Here is a 20498-nt window from a genome sequence, read left to right on the forward strand (position 1 = left end):
GGTTTAACTATGCAACCCCGCAAACAGGACGTTGCGTTTAAATAAAACCTCCAAACTGAGTAATTTTATCTTACATCAGTTTGAAGGTTTACACAAACATTGGGATACTACCTGATTCTCTGTTTTACTCTTCAGCCATGCCTTTTTCCACTTCGTCACAAACCATTCTAACAACGAAATTAGCATCATGTCTGCATTTGGAAATGATATACCCACGCCAGCTTGCTGATTGATATGGGCTGCACACCGCTTCTGGTTGCGGAACGCTTGGGACATGAAAGGGTACAAACTACCATGGAAACCTACAGCCATCTGTACCCGAACAAGCAGACCGAAGTAGCCGATCAGCTTGATATGATGGCCACAAAAGACGATGGCTACGAAAAAATCGGTTGATGTAGCCATTTTGTAGCCAGTAAAAAACAAGAATCCCGAAAACCCCTGTATTTTCAAGGGTTTTCGGGACTCGAAAGACTAAATTAACTTACTCCCATTCGATGGTCCCGGTGGGCTTGGGCGTCAGGTCATAAAGCACCCGGTTGACACCGGGGACCTCACTGGTGATGCGGGCGGTGATATGCTGAAGCAGCGCGAAGGGGACATCCTCCACGGTGGCGGTCATGGCGTCCCGGGTATTGACGGCACGGATGATGACCGGCCAGTCATAGCTGCGTTTGTCATCCTTCACACCGGTGGACTTGAAGTCGGGCACCACGGTGAAATACTGCCACACCTTGCCCTCCAGGCCGTTCTTGGCAAACTCCTCGCGCAGGATGGCGTCGGACTCCCGCACCGCCTCCAGCCGGTCGCGGGTAATGGCGCCCAGGCAGCGAACGCCCAGACCGGGACCGGGGAAGGGCTGACGGAACACCATGCCGTCGGGCAGGCCCAGAGCCTTGCCCACCACGCGCACCTCGTCCTTGAAGAGGAACTTCAGCGGCTCCACCAGTTCAAACTTCAGGTCCTCGGGCAGACCGCCCACGTTGTGATGGGCCTTGACCGGGCCGGACTCCAGAATATCAGGGTAGATGGTGCCCTGAGCCAGGAACTCGATGCCCTCCAGCTTTCTGGCTTCCTCCTCAAAGATACGGATGAACTCCGCGCCGATGATCTTGCGCTTGCGCTCCGGCTCCTCAACTCCGGCCAGCTTGTCCAGGAAGCGGTCCACCGCATCCACATAGACCAGGTTGGCGTCCATCTGGTCCCGGAAGACCTCCACCACCTGCTCCGGCTCGCCCTTTCGCAGCAGGCCGTGGTTCACATGGACGCAGGTCAGCTGCTTGCCCACCGCCTTGATGAGCAGCGCGGCCACCACAGAGCTGTCCACGCCGCCGGACAGGGCCAGCAGCACCTTCTTGTCCCCGATTTGCGCCCGCAGCTGCTTCAGCTGTTCTTCGATAAAGGCGTCAGCCAGAGCCTGAGTGGTGATGCGCTCCATGGTCTCCGGACGTTTGTTGTTCTCCATATCGTTCCCTCCATCAATGAAAAATAGGTTACAGATGGGGACATTATAACGGTTTTTTCGTCAAAATGCAAGTACTGATGCACAAGCCCCCGGAACCGCGCAGGTCCGGCATCCCATACAGCCCAGGTCTCCCCCGCCCCGGACCACCGTGGGGACGGATGTGCTCCCCTCGATCCCAACGTCTAATTTTTTCTAAAAAGATTGAGATATTTGAAAAAAAGGAATATAATGCTCTTTGTATCATACCAAGAGACGATTCGGTTGTCTCGGATAGGAGTAATATGAATTACACGGAAGCAAGAGTATATTTGGATGAAGTTTCCAAATACGGAAGTGTACTTGGCTTGGAGAGTATGAAAGAACTGCTTAGCAGACTTGGTAATCCCCAGGACAGCTTGAAATTCATTCACATTTCCGGAACCAATGGGAAGGGGTCTGTGCTGGCGTATCTTTCAACCATATTATCCGGCGCAGGCTACCGAACGGGGAGATACATCTCCCCCACGCTGTTTTCTTACCGGGAACGGATCCAGGTCGATGAGGCGTACATCGAGAAGGATTCCCTGGCCCGCCATGTGACGGCCATCGCGGAAGCAGCGGAAGATATGAAGGCAAACCATCTGGGAAGCCCCACCGCCTTTGAGATCGAGACCGCGTTGGCATTTCTCTATTTCAAGGAAAAGAACTGTGACATCGTGACGCTGGAAACCGGAATGGGCGGCGCTCTGGACGCCACCAACGTCATCCGTACCTCCGTGCTGGAGGTGATCGCCTCCGTCAGCATGGATCACATGGACTGTCTGGGCGACACGCTGGAGAAGATCGCCCGGCAGAAGGCGGGGATCATCAAGCCCCACACAAAGGTGGCCTCCGCCGCCCAGCTGCCGGAAGCCGCCTGGGTCATTGCGGAGACCTGCGAGAAAAACGGCTGCTCCTGCCGGACGGTGGACCCGGCGCAGATCACAGACGTCTGCTATGGATATGAGACGCAAACTTTCTCTTACAAGACATGGAGCAATGTGAAGATCAGTCTGGCGGGGAGCTATCAGATCCTCAACGCGGCCCTGGCCCTGGAGGCCGTGGAGGCCCTGCGCGAACTCGGCTACCGCCTTTCCGATGACCAGGTTTATCAGGGATTTCTCAACACCCATTGGCGCGGCCGGTTCACCCTGCTGCAAAAAGATCCGGCGGTCATCATCGACGGAGCCCACAACCCGGGCGCTGCCCAGGAGCTGCGCCGCTCCCTGGAGCTCTATTTCCCCGGAAAAAAACTCCACTACATCATGGGCATGTTCAAGGACAAGGACTATGACAAAGTGATCGAATTGACCGCGCCTCTGGCGGAGCACATCATCACGGTAGAGACGCCCAACAACCCCAGAGCTCTCCCAGCACACGCGCTGAAAGAAGCGGTGGCCAAGGTAAATCCCTCTGTGGAGGCGGCGGGAAGCATCGCCGAAGCGGTGAAAAAGGCCCTGGACCAGGCAAAGAAAGAGGACGCCATCATTATTTTCGGCTCCCTGTCCTTCTTAGGCGAGGCGGAAAAGGCAGTTCAGAGCGGAGGGAACAACCATGGATAAAGAAAAGATCATGGAAGGCGTGCGGCTGATTCTGGATGGGATCGGCGAAGACATTACCAGAGAAGGACTTCTGGAGACCCCGGACCGCATCGCCAGAATGTACGAGGAGCTGGCCGGAGGTTATACCGACGACGCAGCCAAGCACCTGCAGAAGAGATTCCATGTGGACAACAACGACATGGTCATCGAAAAGGACATCCATTTCTACTCCTTCTGCGAGCATCACATGCTGCCCTTTTACGGAACGGCGGCCATCGCCTACATCCCCAACGGCGAAGTGGTGGGTCTGAGCAAGATCGCCAGAACGCTGGAGGTCTACGCCAAGCGGTTCCAGCTGCAAGAACGGCTGACCGCCCAGATCGCCGACGTTTTCATGCAAGAGCTGAATCCCCAGGGCGTCATGGTCCTCATTGAAGCGGAGCATATGTGCATGACCATGCGGGGCATCAAGAAGCCGGGAACCAAGACCGTCACCGTGGTCACCCGGGGCGTATTCGACGGGAACGAAACCCTCCAGAACAGCTTCTACCGGATGCTGGAGCGGAGATAATTGATGGAGCGGGTCAATCAGATCTGCCGCCATCCCCTCTGGACGGAAAGCGTGGACAAGATCCGGGAGCTGGAGCGGGACCGGATCTTCTGCAAGCACGACGTCGCCCACTGTCTGGATGTGGCCAGGATCGCCTACATTGAGAATCTGGAGCGTGGTCTGGAGATCCCCAAAGAGCGGATCTACGCGGCTGCCCTGCTCCATGATATCGGACGGCACCTGCAGTACCTGGAGGGGCTCCCCCACGATCGGGGAAGCGCCATGGTGGCAGAGACTATCTTAGTAGACTGCGGATTTTCACAGGACGAGCGGGAGGAGATCCTCTCCGCCATTCTGCAGCATAGGACTCAGGAGACCAAAACAAAAGAAGACCTGGCGGGGCTTCTCTACCGGGCGGATAAGGCTTCCCGAAGCTGTCTGTTTTGTCAGGCCCAGAAAGCATGCAACTGGAGCCAGGAAAAGAAAAATCTCACCCTAAAGGGATAAGAATGGGAGCGCAAAATGATGATGAAGATCGGAAACCGTATGTTCGATGTGGACAACGACTGCTATATTATGGGCATTTTGAACGTAACGCCCGATTCCTTTTCTGACGGCGGAAAATGGACAGACATCGAAAAGGCGAAGCAGCACACCGCGGATATGATCCAGGAGGGCGCCGCCATTATCGACGTGGGAGGCGAGTCCACCCGCCCCGGCCATGTACAGATCAGCATTCAGGAGGAGATTGACCGGGTCGTCCCTGTCATTGAAATGGTGAAGAAAAACTTTGACATCCCCGTTTCCATCGACAGCTACAAGGGTCCGGTGGTGGAGGCCGCTCTGAAGGCGGGCGCGGACCTGGTCAACGACATCTGGGGATTGAAGTATGACCGGAAGGTGGCGGATCTGATCGCCCAATATCAGGTGCCCTGCTGTCTGATGCACAACCGGGAGAAGGCGGAGTACAACAACTTCCTGGACGACATGTGCCAGGATATGCGGGACTCGCTGGCCATCGCGAAGGAGGCCGGGATCGCGGACAGCCAGATCATTCTGGACCCCGGCGTGGGCTTCGGAAAGACCTTTGAGCACAATCTGACCGCCATTTGGCACCTGGAGCGTCTGGTGGAGCTGGGCTATCCCGTTCTGCTGGCCACCTCCAGAAAGTCCGTGATCGGCAATGCCCTGGACCTGCCCACCGATGAGAGAGTGGAGGGCACTCTGGTGACAACGGTCATGGGCGTGGAGAAGGGCGCGGCGTTCATCCGCGTCCACGACGTGAAGGAAAACCTCCGCGCCATCCGCATGACCCAGATCATTATGCGGGAGAGAAAGTGAGCCGGCCGTGAATACGACATGCTACGACGAGATCCATGTGGAGAATTTGGAAATTTTTGCCCATCACGGAGTATTTCCGGAGGAGAACCGGCTGGGGCAGAAATTTCTGATCTCGCTGACCATGTATGTGGACGCCAGGCCCGCGGGAAAAGCAGACTGTCTGGAGCAGTCGGTCCATTACGGAGAAGTCAGCAGTTTTATGACTGCCTACATGCACGAACACACCTATCAGCTCATTGAGGCCGCCGCCGAGCATCTGGCCGAAGAGCTGCTGCTGCGGTATCCCCTGCTGAAAGGCGTGACTCTGGAACTGAAAAAGCCCTGGGCTCCGGTGGGCCTGCCCCTGGAGACCGTGTCTGTGAAGATCACCCGGTTCTGGCACACAGCCTATCTCGGACTGGGCTCCAATATGGGAGACAAAAAGGGCTATTTGGACCAGGCGGTGAAAGTTCTGGACGAGATCAGAGGCTGCCGGGTGGAAAAGGTGTCCTCCTACCTGGTGACGGAGCCTTACGGCGGCGTGGAGCAGGACGATTTCTTAAACGCCTGCCTGATGCTGCGCACCTTCCTTCCCCCCCGGGAGCTGCTGGATCGGATGCACGAGATCGAGCAGGCGGCCCACCGGGAGCGGACCATCCGCTGGGGGCCCCGGACCCTGGATCTGGATATTCTGATGTATGACGACGAGATCCTGGAGACAGAGGAACTGGTGATCCCCCATGTTGAGATGCACCTGCGGGATTTTGTGCTCAAACCCCTGTGTGAGATCGCGCCCAACAAACGGCACCCTATCTATCATAAGACCATAGCTCAGCTGGCTGCTGAGGTCTGCAAGGATTGAGTCGCCGGTCCGAGGGCGGAGATAAACGCCTTGTGTACGGACCGGATTGATTCGCTCCTCAGCGGCATCCATCAGGTCAGGAATATGGAGCGAACAGGCACGGCTGCAGGTCCCCGGCAGAGGGAAGCTTTCACACCCGATTCTGAACGGGGCTTCAAGCCGTGTTTTGGTTTTATGGCCAAACGCACCGAAGAAAGCCGCGGATCCATTGCGCTGCAATGGATCCGCGGCTTCTTACACTTATTCCCACTCGCAAAATGAAACTTAATTCTAAACGCTTTTGTTTGGGAGATTTGATATCATTTGATTTTTCCTGATACCTATTATCCTTATCCTATGGGCTTGCCGAACTTTTGCTATCATTTGGCTATCAAGGAAATGGCTATCAACGGTAAAATTAGATTGGTTTCTCTGGTGGTTTACAACTACATTTTACCACGAAAGACAGGGAAATGCAATAACCTTCCTCGCTGTGGTGTATCAAGTGATCTTACTGAACATATGGCGCACCTTGTCCAGGCGGCTGTTTGGACGGCGGGGCTGGATGACCGGCTGGCCGACAGCGGCCTGATACCCTTTTAGCTCTGTAAGGCATACGCTCTGCCCGTTGGTGTAAAAGGCCAGATCAGTACGGTATGCCTGTATACAGCGGGCGGGAATCTCGCCAGTAAAGACAACTTCATCCTTTTTTACCTGGGCCGTTTCGATGGTGGCACAGTATTTCGGTGCATCATGATAAGCCCTGGAAAGGTATTCCTGGGGCGCATAGAGGGTGAAGGAGAGATAAGGTTCCAGCAGCTGCGTCCCCGATTCCTTCAATGCCTGTTCCAATACAATCGGGGCCAATGAGCGGAAGTCCGCCGGCGTGCTGACTGGACTGTAATAAAGCCCGTATTCAAAGCAAATCTTACAGTCCGTTACGTTCCAGCCGAACAAGCCCTGCTCCAGCCCGTAACGGATACCATCCCTGACAGCGTTTTGAAAACTCTGGTTCAAGTATCCCAGCGAAACCCGGCTCTCGTATTGTACGCCGGAGCCAAGCGGGAGTGGTGTAACAGACAGTCCGATAGATGCCCAAAACGGGTTGGGCGGCACCTCGATATGGATGGTGTGGCTGGCTGCTTTGAGCGGCCGCTCCATATAAATGACGGTGGGTTCCTTTACCACTGTTTCAATCTTGTATTTTTCCGACAGCAAAGCGGAAACGACCTCCAACTGCACCCGGCCCAAAAAAGAAAGAATGATCTCATGGGTGATGGAATCCACTTCGCAGCGCAAAAGCGGGTCAGTATCCGCAAGTTGCGTAAGAGCGTCCAGCAGCCGTTCTCTTTGCGCTGCCGTTTTCGGCGCAATCGTCGTCCGCAGCATGGGGAGGGGGGCCTCGCGCCACCTTTTACGAGGGAGCCGGGTGTTGTCCCCCAATACGTCGTTTAATCCCACGCTGTCGCTGGGAAGAATGACAATTTCGCCCTTGTGGGCGGTGTCTGTCCGAACAATCTCCCCTTTGGATGGAATACGCATCTCTGTGATTTTCAGCTTTTCTCTCCCGGCCAGAGCCACCGTATCCCGCAGGCGCAGCGTTCCGCTGTATAGCCGCAAATAGATGAGCCGCTGGCCACAATCTGTATACTCCACCTTGAAAACGCTGCCGCATAGGGCGTCGCTCCCCTGTTCCCCAATCGGTTGGAACAGCCCTGTCACCGCATCCATCAACGGTTGAATGCCAAGGCCCTTTTTGGCGCTGCCATGATAGACCGGGAACAGGGAGGCGTCTTGAACCCGCCGCTGTTCCTCCTGCGCAAGTTCTTCCCGGCTGATTGGTTCTCCTGCGATATACTTTTCCAATAATTCATCGTTATTTTCGATGACCGCATCCCATGCTTCTATGTCGGTATTTTCCTCCAGGACTATTTCCGGGGACAGCGACACCGTCTGCTTGATGATAATATCGGCGGAGAGCTTATCCCGAACAGACTGATACACGCCCTGCAAATCAACGCCAGCCTGGTCGATCTTATTGATAAAGATAACGGTGGGAATGTCCATTTTCCGCAGGGCATGGAACAGAACACGGGTCTGGGCCTGCACACCATCTTTAGCGGAGATCACCAAGATGGCCCCATCTAAAACAGCCAAAGAGCGGTACACCTCCGCCAAAAAATCCATGTGGCCGGGCGTATCCACAATGTTGACTTTACATCTGTGCCACTGGAAGGAAGTGACTGCCGCTTGAATGGTAATCCCACGCTGCCGCTCCAAAAGCATGGTGTCCGTCCTCGTTGTCCCTTTTTCGACGCTCCCCGGTTCTGAAATGGCTCCGCTGGCATATAGCAGGCTCTCCGTCAAGGTTGTCTTTCCAGCGTCTACATGGGCAAGAATCCCGATATTGATAATGTTCATGTCTATCCTCCATACAAGGCCCAAATGGGCGCAAAAATCCCCAGCGGCTAATACTTTTACCGCTGGGGATCATGACTTCGGACAAACAGAAGTATGACGGCTTACATGAGCCGCTGTCCGTCACGATATTTACTAAAAAGGCAAAAGTATTCTTAAATTGGGTACAAAAACTAAGCCCCTGCAAGGGGCAATCATTTTTGCGCCCATTATCAAATTTTATTTAAGAATACCTTGCCGCATATTTGGTAGACTCCTCAAATCAGGATAATAGCAGTATATCATAGTACACTCTAAAATGCAAGAAGTTTTTACCCGCTGTCCCAAATAAATCAGGAGGGCATTCACCGGGACACCCTCCGATTTGGGGCCTCATGCGCAAATAATTTCTGTGTCCACGATTTCCGCCGCACACGCCCGAATATTGTTAGTCCCTCTGCAACTCATACCACAGACCGTTGCCCTCGTCAAAGATGTACTTTTCCATGAAATTACCTCCATTTTTTGTGATTATCGTGCGCCTACCCTTATTTTTGACCTTGCACCCCATTTCTGCTCCTTTTCGACCTGTTCCTGCTGGTAAGCTGCCTCCAGTATCCTGTCCGCCTGTTCCGGGCCAATGGCCCGTCTGACCCGCTCATAGTCCCTGACTTGCCCTTTCAAGCCGTCCCTCTCGGCACAAACCTCATAAATCCTGGCTGACAGGGAGCCGTTCTTACTGACCTCACGATCATAGGCGCTCTGCAACCGCTCAAACTTGCTCTTGAGGTCGAAGTAGGCCCGGTAGACGGAGCGCAGCACCTTGACGATCTTCTCCCAAAGGGGCTTGGCCTTTTTCTCCCGGTAGGACTTGGCCGATTCCAGCGGCCCCGCCTCCGGCAGCGTCCGCTCCGGGTCGTCGGAGAAGTCCGCCGCCAGTTTCTCCATGCCCTTGAGCAAGGGCGCTACATCGTCCAGCTTAGCCCTGGCCTGGGCCGCTTTCTTCTCAGCTGATGCTGCCTCCTTATTCTTTTTGTCGGCCTCAACCTGGGCCAGCGCCGACACCTCTTGAAGCTGTGCAAGCCGTTCCTGCTCACGCTCCGTCTTGAACTGCGTAACAGTCAAATGTTCTTCGGAACTACCACGTTCCCCACGCTCTACATCGTCATAGCCAGCGGAGCGCATATGCTCAAAGAAATCATCTTGCAGGACACTGTACGACTTTCGTAGAACGGGTTTGCCCTTAGCTGTGCGTAACGGCTCCCCGGTAGTTTCGTCCAGAATGGGCTTGGACGCCCACTTCTTGCTCATGCTCACCTGCATGATCGTTTCCTTGACCTTGCCCACCAGGGACTTGTCCTTGCACCGCTTTGTCCAGCGTATCTCCTTCTCCACTACCGGGATATAAACCACATGGAGGTGGTAGTGGTACACGTCCTCCCCCAGCGCCTCGGACATGGCCCGGTTGCGCTCGTCAGCGTGCATGACCGCCGACAAAATATACTGCTCTCCGCCCACGATTTTGATTGCGGCTTTATAGGCTTCGGTGTAAAATTGTTTTGCGAAGTCATACCCGCCGTGATTGTAGAAGTAAGCGGAGTTTACATCAAAGACCAACTCACCGTATCGAAAGGCATCCTCCTTGATGCCACGGGTGGAGATCACGCCGTCGGCCTCCATTTGAGCAAACATCTCCCGATACCCGGCAGACGGGGTTTTGAAATGGACATTGAGCGGCGTCCGCTCCAGTACAATGTCCTGATTGACATAGGAATCCTTCTCACGCTCGTTGTGCTGCTGGGTGTTACCGATCTTGGTTTCGGTCAGCCTCATATTTCTTGCGTTGGTACGGTCAATACCGTCGCCTCTCGCCATAGGCAAAAATCCTCCCATTTCAGATGTTTGGTTGTTGAAAATGGACGGGGGTTCGGGGAAGGCACTTCCTGCGGGAAGTGTAATAACCCACTATGACACTTTCGCCCCGTTGGTGCGAAAGTGCCGTGGGCTCTCCGAGGGGGTGCGGGGGCTTTGCCCCCGGCAACTGCGGTTGCCTCCCCCAGCAGGGCCGCCCTTTGAAAAGGGCGCCCTGCACCCCGCCTAAACTTTTCCACTCGCCGTTGGGCAGGTGGAAAGGCACAGCCTTTCCACCACCCGGCAAGTGTCCTCCGTGGGCCAAATATCAAGGGGTTCGGGTTGTATTGCCTTGCGGCAATCTCCACCCACAGGTATGCCCCCTTGACATTTGACCCCGCTCCCCGTGACAGCCGTGACGACCGTGACGATGTTTTGGACACCGCCCCCGCTCTCAAAAAAGCCGTCACAGCCGTCACGGTCGTCACGCTTGGGGAGGATCCAGGGTCAGGCTGATACTTCTCCCGGCGTGGGTGCGGGTGTTCTCATAGCGGATATGATAGTCCGTTGCCAGTTTCCCGGCCCGGACGTTCAGCCGCATCGCCAGGGCATTGGGCTTCATATCCACTTGCAGGGCTGCCGCCAACTCCGTGGCCGTACCGCCCCAGGACGGCCTCTCCGCCGTGATAAAGGCGGCTACGGCCTCCAGCACCGGGTCGGGGGGTTCTACCCACAACTCCGTTTCCATCCGCTCCAGTGTCCATGTCAGGTGTTCCTTGTCCTTAATGAGATAGAGCCGCTGGTCTTGCTGGTCACGTCCTACCACATCCAAGGTGGCGGTGCCGTCCGTCCGCTTCTCCTTCTGAAGAAGAAAGGCCCCGTCTGCTGCCCCCGACAGGCCGTTGGTGCCGGAGATCATATCAAACTTGTCGTCGGCCTGCTGCTTCCGAGTGTGATGTACCAGTAGGAGGCAGACGCCGCAAGCGTCAGCAAGGCGTTTCAGCTTTCCTACCACCTCATAATCGTTGGCGTAGCTGTACTTATCCCCGCCAGCCTCCCGAATCTTCTGAAGGGTGTCAATGATAATCAGTTTGGTGTCTGGGTGTTCCTGCACGAATCGCTTTAGCTGTTCCTCCAGCCCGTTGCCGACCTGCTTTGCGCAGATGGAAAAGAGGAGGTCGTTGGTGCCGTCCATGCCGAACATCCGGTAAAGCCGCTCCTGCAAGCGACGGTGATCGTCCTCCAGCGCCAGATAGAGGACAGTCCCCTTGTGAACGGGATAGTCCCACAGGGGGAGGCCCATGCTGACGTGGTAGGCAAGCTGGGCCATCAGAAACGACTTGCCTACCTTGGGCGCTCCCGCAAAGAGGTACGTCCCCGGATAGAGCAGACCGTCAATGACGGGCGGTCTGCTCTGATAGACGTTCTCGTACAACTCGTTCATGGAAATCGTGGGGAGATACGCCGGGTCGTTCATGCGCTGCATTTTCCGCAGCAGTTCCGCATAATTTTTTTCAGGGGGATTGTTTTCTGTCGTTTCCTCTGTTATACTTGCGGTAGGTGTTTGTGAAATGGGCTGTTCCCCGTCTGCGCCAACAGACGGAACCGGGACAGTCCTTTTCGTTTCTCTGGAATCCATCAATCTATCAATCCTCCTTCATGCCGCCCATGATAGCGGCGATCATCTGAATGGTGTCCAGCAGTTCATCGTCCACGCCAGCCCCGTCCTCGGCCCGCCGCAGTTCGTCCAGAACGGCGGCAAGCTGGTCACGCAGGGCTTTGTAGACCTTGGGATTACCCTGTACCACTACGTCCCGGCACAGGAGGCGTCTTGTGATGTAGTCCTGCTTTGTCAGGCCGGAGAGCCGCACAGCGGCCTCGATCTGTTCATCTTCCTCCGGGGACACCCGGAAGGCCACGGTCTTGTTCCTCCAGCGATTTTTGTTGTCTCGGTTTTTCAGTGACATGGTTACGTTCCCATCCTTTCAAAGTCCAGTTTGTCCGCCATCTCCGTCTGCCTTGTAGGAAACAGATGGGCGTAGCGGTAGGTGATATCGATACTCTCATGCCCCACCCGGTCAGCGATTGCCAGGGCGGTGAAGCCCATATCAATCAGCAGGGAAATGTGTGAATGTCGGAGGTCGTGAATTCTGATCCGCTTCACTCCCGCCGCTTTCGCACCTCTGTCCATTTCATGGTGGAGATAGTGCTTGCTGACAGGGAAAATCCGTTCATTTGCCCCGGTGCTGTAAAACATCTTTAAGTAGTCCTCCATCTCTCCACAGAGGAATTTGGGCATCTTAATGACACGGTTGCTCTTTTTCGTCTTAGGAGTGGTAATCACGTCCTTGCCCTTGAGCCGCTGATAGGATTTGCTGATGGACACTGTACCCGCCTCAAAGTCGAAGTCTGTTGGGGTGAGGGCCAGCAGTTCCCCCTCCCGGATACCGCACCAGTAGAGCATTTCAAAGGCATAGTAGGAGAGGGGCTTGTCCATCATGGCGTCGGCAAATTTCAGATACTCTTCCTTCGTCCAGAACAGCATTTCACGCCGTTCCTCCACCCCCATGTTCCCGGCCTTGGCCGCAGGATTGACCTGGAGGCCGTAGTAGCGGACAGCATGGTTAAAGAGGGCACTTAACTGATTGTGGACGGTTTTGAGATAGGTAGGGGAATAGGGTTTTCCCTTGGCGTCCGTTAACCCTCGGATCGCGTTCTGCCAGTCCATCACGTCCTTGGCGGTGATTTCCGACAATTTCCGTTTTCCAAAATACGGCAGGATTTTCTTCTGGATGATGCTTTCTTTTGTCAGCCAGGTGTTCAGTTTCAGCTTGGGCTTCATATCCTTCTCATAGAGCTGGGCGAAGCTCTCAAAGGTCATGTTCACATCGGCCTGCTTTTGCATCAGAAACTCCCGTTCCCACGCCTGGGCCTCTTTCTTGGTGGCAAAGCCACGCTTTAACTTCTGCTGGCGCTCTCCTTTCCAGTCCGTATAGCGGAATTGGACGTACCAAGTGCCGTTGGCCTTGTTCTTAAACGCCGCCATAGGTTAATCACTCCTTTCGCTCTGGCTTCTTGTGCCATAAAATTTTTCGTGGAAGAATTTGCGGTCGATGCGGCCTGAAATGGTAATACAGCCCGTCTTTTTCAACTCCGCATTCATAGAACGAATCAGCTTATAGGCATAGGGGACAGAAACCCCTAATTCCTCCGCTACCTCGTCCACCCGCATGAACATGGTGCTTGCCATTGTGCGCTCACCTCCTTTCATGGCCCCAGAACTAAGCCTTTATGCTTAACCTATTATAACTAAGCAAATTTGCTTTGTCAAGTGGCTTGCGGAATAATTTTTAACTTTTTTGTTTAAGATACTCTTGACTGTTACTAAGCGAATATGTTATACTACTTTCGACAGAAACCACCAGATAGGAGTTGGCATTTATGGCAATAGGAGAGCGCATCCATTTTTTCCGCACCCTCCGGGGTATGACACAGAAGTATCTTGGTATGGCGGTGGGCTTTCCAGAGCGTTCCGCCGATGTTCGTCTGGCACAGTACGAAACAGGCACCCGGACGCCGAAGGCCGACTTGACCGCTGCCCTGGCGCATACATTAGATGTATCGCCCCAGGCGTTGAGCGTCCCGGACATAGACAACTACATAGGTTTGGCCCATACGCTGTTCGCCTTGGAGGATGTTTACAGTCTGAAAGTGGTAGAGGCGGATGGACGTGCCTGCCTGCAAGCAGATATTTTTCAGGGAGGCCGTCAAGCCAGTGAGCTGAACAAAATCTTGATTGCGTGGCGGGAACAGGCGGCGAAGTTGGAGGCCGGGGAGATCACCAAGGAGGACTATGACCGCTGGCGCTACAACTACCCGAAGTACGACACCACCCAGCGGTGGGCCAAAGTCCCCTCGAAGGAATTAAGCGATGCTCTGATAAAAGGATTGAAGAAACAGAGAAAAGACAAATAACAAAAAAGGTCTTGCCGACTGGTGAAAGTCAGCAAGACCTTTTTCTTAGGATATGGAGGATTTACCCGCAAGCCACCCGTTATACGGGAGTGAACAAAGTAAATCCGGTTTTGGTATCTGCTATCAATTTGCTATCAAATGCCCCGTTTCCGCTTTAAGACCCCAGTGTTTTCAAGGCTTTGCGGGTTTTGTCAGTTATTCCCACTCTATTGTGGCGGGGGGCTTGGACGTAATGTCGTAGCAGATGCGGTTGATGCCCTGGACCTCGTTGACGATCCGGGTGGAGATCTTGTCCAGCACGTCGTAAGGGATGCGGGCCCAGTCGGCGGTCATGAAGTCCGCCGTGGTGACGGCACGAAGGGCCAAGGTGTAGTCGTAGGTCCGGCCATCGCCCATGACGCCCACGGAGCGGGTATTGGTAAGGACGGCAAAGTACTGGTTCAGATTCTTGTCCTCCCCTGCCTTGGCGATCTCGTCCCGGAAGATGAAGTCGGCCAGCCGCAGGGTATCGGCCTTCTCCTTGGTGATGTCGCCGATGATGCGGATGGCAAGGCCGGGACCGGGGAAGGGCTGGCGGGTAACCAGGTACTCCGGCAGGCCAAGCTCCCGGCCCAACTGACGGACCTCGTCCTTGAACAGCAGGCGCAGGGGCTCGATGATCTCCTTGAAGTCCACATAGTCGGGCAGACCGCCCACGTTGTGGTGGCTCTTGATAACAGCGGCGTCGCCGGCGCCGGACTCGATGACGTCGGGATAGATGGTGCCCTGGGCCAGGAAGTCCACGGCTCCGATCTTTTTGGCCTCTTCCTCAAAGACCCGGATGAACTCCTCGCCGATGATCTTCCGCTTGCGCTCCGGCTCGTCCACACCGGCCAGCTTCAGCAAAAAGCGGGTCTCGGCGTCTACCCGGACAAAATTGATGTCCCACTTGGCGAAGGCCGCCTCCACCTCGTCACCCTCGTTCAGGCGCATCAGGCCGTGGTCCACGAAGACGCAGGTCAGCTGTCTGCCCACCGCCTCGGCCAGCAGAGCGGCCACTACCGAGGAGTCCACACCGCCGGACAGGGCCAGCAGCACCTTACCGCTTCCGACTTTTTCACGGATAGCTGCAATGGCGGTCTTCTTATAGTCCTCCATGGTCCAGTCGCCCACGGCCCCGCAGACCTCATAGAGGAAGTTGCGGATCATCCGGATGCCGTTTTCGGTGTGATTGACCTCGGGGTGGTACTGCACACCGTAGAAGCCCCGCGCCTCGTCGGCGATGGCCACGTTGGGGCATGCGTCGGAGTGGGCGGTCAGGGCAAAGCCCTCGGGCACCTTGGCCATATAGTCCCCGTGGCTCATCCAGGAGATGCCCTCAGCGGGCAGGCCCTTAAACAGCTTGCAGGTAGTATCATAGTAGGTGACGGTCTTGCCGTACTCCCGGGCGGAGTCATCCTGTGCCTCAGTCACCTGGCCACCCAGAGTGTGGGCCATGAGCTGGCAGCCGTAGCAGATGCCCAGGATGGGCACGCCCCAGGTGAAGATCTCAGGGTCCACATGGGGAGAGCTCTCCAGATAGACGGAATTGGGCCCGCCGGTAAAGATGATGCCGATGGGGTCCATGGCCTTCAGCTCTGCCAGGGGGGTGGTGTAGGGCTTGACCTCGCAGTACACATTGCACTCCCGGACCCGGCGGGCAATGAGCTGGTTATACTGGCCTCCAAAGTCCAGCACGATGACAGTCTGGTGGGACATACGCTCAACCTTCTTTTCTACTCAGATTTAACAGATATTTAACTCCACTCTCCTTGTCTTTCCCACTGGGATAGCGTATCATACAGACAGTTTTAAAGAAAGGAGGGCGATCACATGACTGAAGTACCTTGGAGCAGCCTGGTCGATCTGGAGGATCTGATCTATGAGGCCGGCTACGATACCGTCAGCGAGCGGTAATTTCAAGCTTTAGAAACAGGAAACCACACCAAATGGTGTGGGTTTTTTGTTGATAGCGTCAATTCCGTCAGAGTGTGACGTTCTATGTTCTCCCTGCCCTTCCCAAGAGGAAAGGGCAGGGAGATTTGATTGATCCGAATGACCGGAGGGCGGCTTTAAATCTTGGTAATGTCGATGGGCTCCAGTTCCTCGGAGCGGCTCTGCTGGCGGACGGTGAGCAGGGCCCGGGCGGTGTCGATGGCGGTGACGCAGCCCACGCCATGCTCCACGGCGGAGCGGCGGATCTTGAAGCCGTCGGTATCTTGCTTGCGTCCCTTGGTGGGAGTGTTGATGATGAGGTCCACAGTGCCGGAGGCGATCATATCCAGAATGTTGGGGTGGGCCTGGGACACGCGGTTGACCCGCTTGCACTCGATGCCCGCCTCGGTGAGCACGTCGCAGGTGCCGGAGGTGGCGAACAGCTCGATGCCCATCTCCTCAAAGCCCCGGGCAATAGAGACGATCTCCCGCTTATCCTCGTCCTTGACGGTGAGGATGATGCGGCCGCCCCGCTTGGGAGCCCGCATGTTGGAGCCCTTAAAGGCCTTCAGCAGAGCCTGGGGGAAGGTCTCGGCCAGACCCAGCACCTCGCCGGTGGACTTCATCTCGGGGCCAAGACCGGTATCCACATCGGTCAGCTTCTCGAAGGAGAAGACGGGGGCCTTGACGGCGAAGTAGTTGGCCTCTTTATAGATGCCGGTGCCGTACTCCAGGTCCTTCAGCTTCTGACCCAGCATGACCTTGGTGGCCAGGTCAATAATGGGCACGCCGGTGACCTTGGAGATATAGGGGATGGTGCGGGAGGAACGGGGGTTGACCTCGATGACGTAGATGTCGTCGTCATAGAGGATATACTGGGCGTTGATCAGGCCGATGACCCCCAGGTGCTTGGCCATGTTCTTGGTGTGCTGCAGGATCAGCTCCCGGTGCTTCTCCTCCAGGTGGAGGGGCGGGTAGACGGCGATGGAGTCGCCGGAGTGGACGCCGGCCCGCTCCACATGCTCCATAATGCCGGGGATGAGGATGTCCTCGCCGTCAAATACGCCGTCCACTTCCAGTTCCCGGCCCATGAGGTACTTGTCCACCAGGACGGGATGCTCCTGAACGGTCATGTTGATGATGCGCATGAACTCCTCGATGTTCCGGTCAGAGTAGGCGATCTCCATGCCCTGGCCGCCCAGGACGTAGGAAGGACGGACCAGCACGGGGTAGCCCAGCTCATGAGCGGCGGCCAGAGCCTCCTCGGTGGTATAGATGGTGCGGCCCTTGGCGCGGGGGATATGGCATTTCTCCAGGATCTCGTCGAAACGCTCCCGGTCCTCGGCGGCGTCCACGCCGTCAGAGGAGGTGCCCAGGATCTGGACGCCCATGTCAGTGAGGGCCTTGGCCAGCTTGATGGCGGTCTGGCCACCGAACTGGACCACGGCGCCCCAGGGCTTCTCCTGCTCCACGATGTTCTGGACGTCCTCGGCGGTCAGAGGCTCGAAGTACAGCTTGTCGGCCACGTCGAAGTCGGTGGACACGGTCTCGGGGTTGTTGTTGACGATGATGGTCTCATAGCCCAGGCGGCGGAAGGCCCAGACGGAGTGGACGGAGCAGTAGTCAAACTCGATGCCCTGGCCGATGCGGATGGGGCCGGAGCCCAGCACCAGAACCTTCTTCTTGCCGGAGCCGGAATCCACAGCCTCGTTCTCTCCGTCGTAAGAAGAGTAGTAATAGGGCGTCTCAGCGTCAAATTCGGCGGCGCAGGTATCCACCATCTTGAAGGAGGGGATGATGCCGTACCGCTCGCGCAGGGCCTTGACCTCGGCCTGCTTCATGCCGCAGAGGGTGCCGATATAGCTGTCGGCGAAGCACATCTCCTTGGCCCGCTTCAGAACGTCGGCGTCGGGCTCGCCCTTGCAGCGCTTCAGCTCCTCCTCCATATCGATGATCCGCTTGAAGCCGTCCAGGAACCAGATGTCCATCTTGGTGATGAGGTTGATCTTCTGGGGAGAGAAGCCACGCCGCAGCGCCTCGGCCACCACGAACAGCCGCTCGTCGGTGACGTTGACCAGCAGGTCCTCGATCTCGTCGGTGTACAGGTTCTCCAGCTTGTCCAGCTTCAGCGCCCGGACGTTCAGCTCCAGGGAGCGGATGGCCTTCATCAGCGCGCCCTCGAAGGAGTTGGCGATGGCCATGACCTCGCCGGTGGCCTTCATCTGGGTGCCCAGAGTGCGGCTGGCGGTGGTGAACTTGTCGAAGGGCAGACGGGGGATCTTCAGCACGCAGTAGTCGATGGTGGGTTCAAAGCAGGCGGTGGTCTTTCCGGTCACCGCGTTGGGGATCTCGTCCAGGGTGTAGCCCAGGGCCACCTTGGCGGCCACCTTGGCGATGGGATAGCCGGTGGCCTTGGAGGCCAGGGCGGAGGAACGGGACACACGGGGGTTGACCTCGATGACCGCATACTCGTAGGAGTCGGGGTTCAGAGCGAACTGGCAGTTGCAGCCGCCCTCGATCTCCAGCGCGGAGATGATCTCCAGCGCGGCGGAGCGGAGCATCTGGAACTCCTTATTGGCCAGGGTCTGGGTGGGGGCCACCACGATGGAGTCGCCGGTGTGGACGCCCACGGGGTCGATGTTCTCCATGGAGCAGACGGTGATGACATTGCCGGCGGAGTCGCGCATGACCTCGAACTCGATCTCCTTCCAGCCGGCGATGCACCGCTCGATCAGGACCTGGCCCACGCGGGACAGGTTGATGCCCCGGTCGGCGATCTCCTCCAGAGAGGCCCGGTCATAGGCGATGCCGCCGCCGGTGCCGCCCAGGGTGTAGGCGGGACGGACGATGACGGGGTAGCCGATCTCCTCGGCGAAGGTGACCGCGTCGGTCACGCTCTCCACCACCAGGGAGGTGACGCAGGGCTGGCCGATGGACTCCATGCAGTCCTTGAAGCCCTGGCGGTCCTCCGCCTTGCGGATGGACTCGGGGCTGGTGCCCAGCAGCTTGACGCCGTATTTCTCCAGGGTGCCGTTCTCATACAGGGCCATGGCCATGTTCAGGCCGGTCTGGCCGCCCAGAGTGGGCAGGATGGAATCGGGCCGCTCCATCTCGATGACCTGAGTGATGGAGGGGATGTTCAGAGGCTCGATATAGACGTGGTCGGCGATGTCCTTATCGGTCATGATGGTGGCGGGGTTGGAGTTGACCAGCACAACCTCCAGGCCCTCTTCCTTCAGGGCGCGGCAGGCCTGGGTGCCGGCGTAGTCAAACTCGGCGGCCTGGCCAATGACGATGGGGCCGGAGCCCAGCACCAGGACCTTCTTGATATCAGGATTCTTAGGCATTACTGGTCACCTCCCATAGACGCGACAAAGCGATTGAACAGGTACTCGGTATCCTTGGGGCCAGCGTTGGCCTCGGGGTGGAACTGCGTGGTAAAGCAGTTGGGCCGCTTGTAGCGCAGGCCTTCACAGGTGCCGTCGTTGACATTGACGTGGCTGACCTCGGCCACCGCCGGGTCCACAGAGTCGGACAGCACCATATAGCCGTGGTTCTGGCTGGTGATATACACCCGGTTCATCTCCAGATCACGGACGGGGTGGTTGCCGCCCCGGTGCCCGTAGGCCAGACGGCCGGTCTTGGCGCCGGTGGCCAGAGCCAGCAGCTGGTGGCCCAGGCAGACGCCGAACATGGGGATGGTGCTCTCATACAGCTTCTTCAGCTCGGCGATGATGGACACGTTCTCGGCGGGGTCGCCGGGGCCGTTGGACAGCATCACGCCGTCAAAGCCGCCGGCCAGGATGGTCTCGGCGGGGGTGAAGGCGGGGAGCACGGTGACCTTGCAGCCACGGCGGCGCAGGCACTCGATCATGTGCTGCTTCACGCCGAAGTCCATCATGGCCACATGATGCTTCTCCTCGCCGCAGGCCTCAAAGACCTGGGGCTCCTTCCGGGTGACCATGGCCACGGTGTCTTTCACCTGATAGGCCTTCAGTTTCTCCAGCACCTCGGCTACATTAAAATGCTCCGCACAGGTGAGCATGCCGTTCATGCTCCCCTGACTGCGGAGTATTTTTGTCAGCGCGCGGGTGTCCACACCCTCGATGCCGGTGATATCATGCTTCTTCAAGAAATTGTTCAGAGTGTCCTCACAGCGGAAATTGCTGCCGCGGGGGGACAGGTGACGGACCACAAAAGCCTCCACCCAGGGGCGGTCGGACTCGTTGTCCTCGCTGTTCACGCCGTAGTTGCCGATCAGCGGATAGGACATGACGACGCCCTGTCCCGCATAGGAGGGGTCAGTCAAAATTTCCTGATAACCGGTCATGGAGGTGTTGAACACCATCTCACAGATCCGGTCAGAGGTACCGCCGATGCTGGTGCCGGAAAAAATGCTTCCGTTGGCCAGGATCAAGGTCGCTTTCATCAATCTTCACACGCCTTCCGTTCCAGTTCTCAGTTGCCTGTTTTCACGTGCAAACCGTTTCAAGATATTGTATCGAAAATCCGCCTGTTTTGCAAGATGTCGAATCCCCTTTTTCCACATATTTTTCTCTGAAATATTTGGGCAGTTCGTGGGATAGA

The 20498-nt window shown here is 56.6% G+C and carries 16 protein-coding genes; 6 read left to right on the top strand and 10 right to left on the bottom strand.

Annotated elements, in window-relative coordinates; genetic code table 11:
• Positions 1 to 484 precede the first annotated feature (484 nt).
• The gene (guaA, locus tag I6E39_RS04725; protein WP_235380486.1) at positions 485 to 1438 is read right to left on the bottom strand and encodes a glutamine-hydrolyzing GMP synthase; all 954 of its coding nucleotides are present in this window, start codon (positions 1436 to 1438) and stop codon (positions 485 to 487) included.
• Between the two features lie 308 nt (positions 1439 to 1746).
• Here guaA (I6E39_RS04725) and I6E39_RS04730 point away from each other — a divergent pair, with 308 nt between their 5' ends.
• From I6E39_RS04730 to folK, 5 genes are read left to right on the top strand one after another with little or no spacing between them, the layout of a single operon-like run.
• Positions 1747 to 3045 carry a bifunctional folylpolyglutamate synthase/dihydrofolate synthase gene (locus tag I6E39_RS04730; RefSeq protein ID WP_235380468.1) on the top strand — a complete coding sequence of 433 codons (1299 nt, stop codon included), beginning with the start codon at positions 1747 to 1749 and terminating at the stop codon, positions 3043 to 3045.
• Positions 3038 to 3595 carry a GTP cyclohydrolase I FolE gene (gene folE / locus I6E39_RS04735; RefSeq protein ID WP_235380469.1) on the top strand — a complete coding sequence of 186 codons (558 nt, stop codon included), beginning with the start codon at positions 3038 to 3040 and terminating at the stop codon, positions 3593 to 3595. Before I6E39_RS04730 ends, folE begins: the two co-directional genes overlap by 8 nt.
• A gap of 3 nt (positions 3596 to 3598) precedes the next feature.
• A complete protein-coding gene (locus I6E39_RS04740; protein WP_235380470.1) occupies positions 3599 to 4081 on the top strand; it encodes an HD domain-containing protein in 483 nt (160 codons plus the stop codon).
• Positions 4082 to 4102: 21 nt separating this feature from the next.
• Positions 4103 to 4915: a dihydropteroate synthase gene (folP, locus tag I6E39_RS04745; protein ID WP_235380487.1), complete on the top strand. Its 813-nt coding sequence runs from the start codon at positions 4103 to 4105 to the stop codon at positions 4913 to 4915.
• A gap of 7 nt (positions 4916 to 4922) precedes the next feature.
• Positions 4923 to 5756 (top strand): 2-amino-4-hydroxy-6-hydroxymethyldihydropteridine diphosphokinase, encoded by an 834-nt coding sequence (gene folK / locus I6E39_RS04750; protein WP_235380471.1) that lies wholly within the window; start codon positions 4923 to 4925, stop codon positions 5754 to 5756.
• A 480-nt stretch (positions 5757 to 6236) separates the two neighbouring features.
• On the opposite strand, the gene tet(W) is transcribed toward folK, so the two are convergent.
• From tet(W) to I6E39_RS04780, 6 genes are all read right to left on the bottom strand, one after another.
• Positions 6237 to 8156 (bottom strand): tetracycline resistance ribosomal protection protein Tet(W), encoded by a 1920-nt coding sequence (gene tet(W), locus I6E39_RS04755; RefSeq protein WP_235229421.1) that lies wholly within the window; start codon positions 8154 to 8156, stop codon positions 6237 to 6239.
• A 507-nt stretch (positions 8157 to 8663) separates the two neighbouring features.
• The gene (locus I6E39_RS04760; RefSeq protein ID WP_036376036.1) at positions 8664 to 10007 is read right to left on the bottom strand and encodes a plasmid recombination protein; all 1344 of its coding nucleotides are present in this window, start codon (positions 10005 to 10007) and stop codon (positions 8664 to 8666) included.
• 460 nt (positions 10008 to 10467) lie between these two features.
• On the bottom strand, positions 10468 to 11622 hold the full coding sequence (locus I6E39_RS04765; RefSeq protein WP_052792089.1) for a helicase RepA family protein: 1155 nt from the start codon (positions 11620 to 11622) through the stop codon (positions 10468 to 10470).
• A gap of 7 nt (positions 11623 to 11629) precedes the next feature.
• The gene (locus tag I6E39_RS04770) at positions 11630 to 11950 is read right to left on the bottom strand and encodes a plasmid mobilization protein (RefSeq protein WP_052792090.1); all 321 of its coding nucleotides are present in this window, start codon (positions 11948 to 11950) and stop codon (positions 11630 to 11632) included.
• Between the two features lie 2 nt (positions 11951 to 11952).
• Entirely contained in the window at positions 11953 to 13029 is a 1077-nt protein-coding gene (locus I6E39_RS04775) for a site-specific integrase (protein WP_052792091.1), read from the bottom strand.
• A gap of 3 nt (positions 13030 to 13032) precedes the next feature.
• Entirely contained in the window at positions 13033 to 13233 is a 201-nt protein-coding gene (locus I6E39_RS04780) for a MerR family transcriptional regulator (RefSeq protein ID WP_052792092.1), read from the bottom strand.
• Positions 13234 to 13424: 191 nt separating this feature from the next.
• Between I6E39_RS04780 and I6E39_RS04785 the strand changes: the two genes are divergently transcribed.
• Entirely contained in the window at positions 13425 to 13958 is a 534-nt protein-coding gene (locus tag I6E39_RS04785) for a helix-turn-helix domain-containing protein (protein ID WP_004221664.1), read from the top strand.
• 195 nt (positions 13959 to 14153) lie between these two features.
• Here I6E39_RS04785 and guaA (I6E39_RS04790) read toward each other — a convergent pair whose 3' ends face one another.
• From guaA (I6E39_RS04790) to I6E39_RS04800, 3 genes are all read right to left on the bottom strand, one after another.
• Positions 14154 to 15695 (bottom strand): glutamine-hydrolyzing GMP synthase, encoded by a 1542-nt coding sequence (gene guaA / locus I6E39_RS04790; RefSeq protein WP_235380472.1) that lies wholly within the window; start codon positions 15693 to 15695, stop codon positions 14154 to 14156.
• Positions 15696 to 16048: 353 nt separating this feature from the next.
• Positions 16049 to 19258 (bottom strand): carbamoyl-phosphate synthase large subunit, encoded by a 3210-nt coding sequence (gene carB, locus I6E39_RS04795; protein ID WP_235380473.1) that lies wholly within the window; start codon positions 19256 to 19258, stop codon positions 16049 to 16051.
• A complete protein-coding gene (locus tag I6E39_RS04800; protein ID WP_235380474.1) occupies positions 19258 to 20340 on the bottom strand; it encodes a carbamoyl phosphate synthase small subunit in 1083 nt (360 codons plus the stop codon). The genes carB and I6E39_RS04800 overlap by 1 nt, the downstream gene beginning before the upstream one ends.
• Positions 20341 to 20498 lie beyond the last annotated feature (158 nt).

The sequence above is a fragment of the Pseudoflavonifractor phocaeensis genome, assembly GCF_021531375.1.
Taxonomy (GTDB): domain Bacteria; phylum Bacillota; class Clostridia; order Oscillospirales; family Oscillospiraceae; genus Lawsonibacter; species Lawsonibacter phocaeensis_B.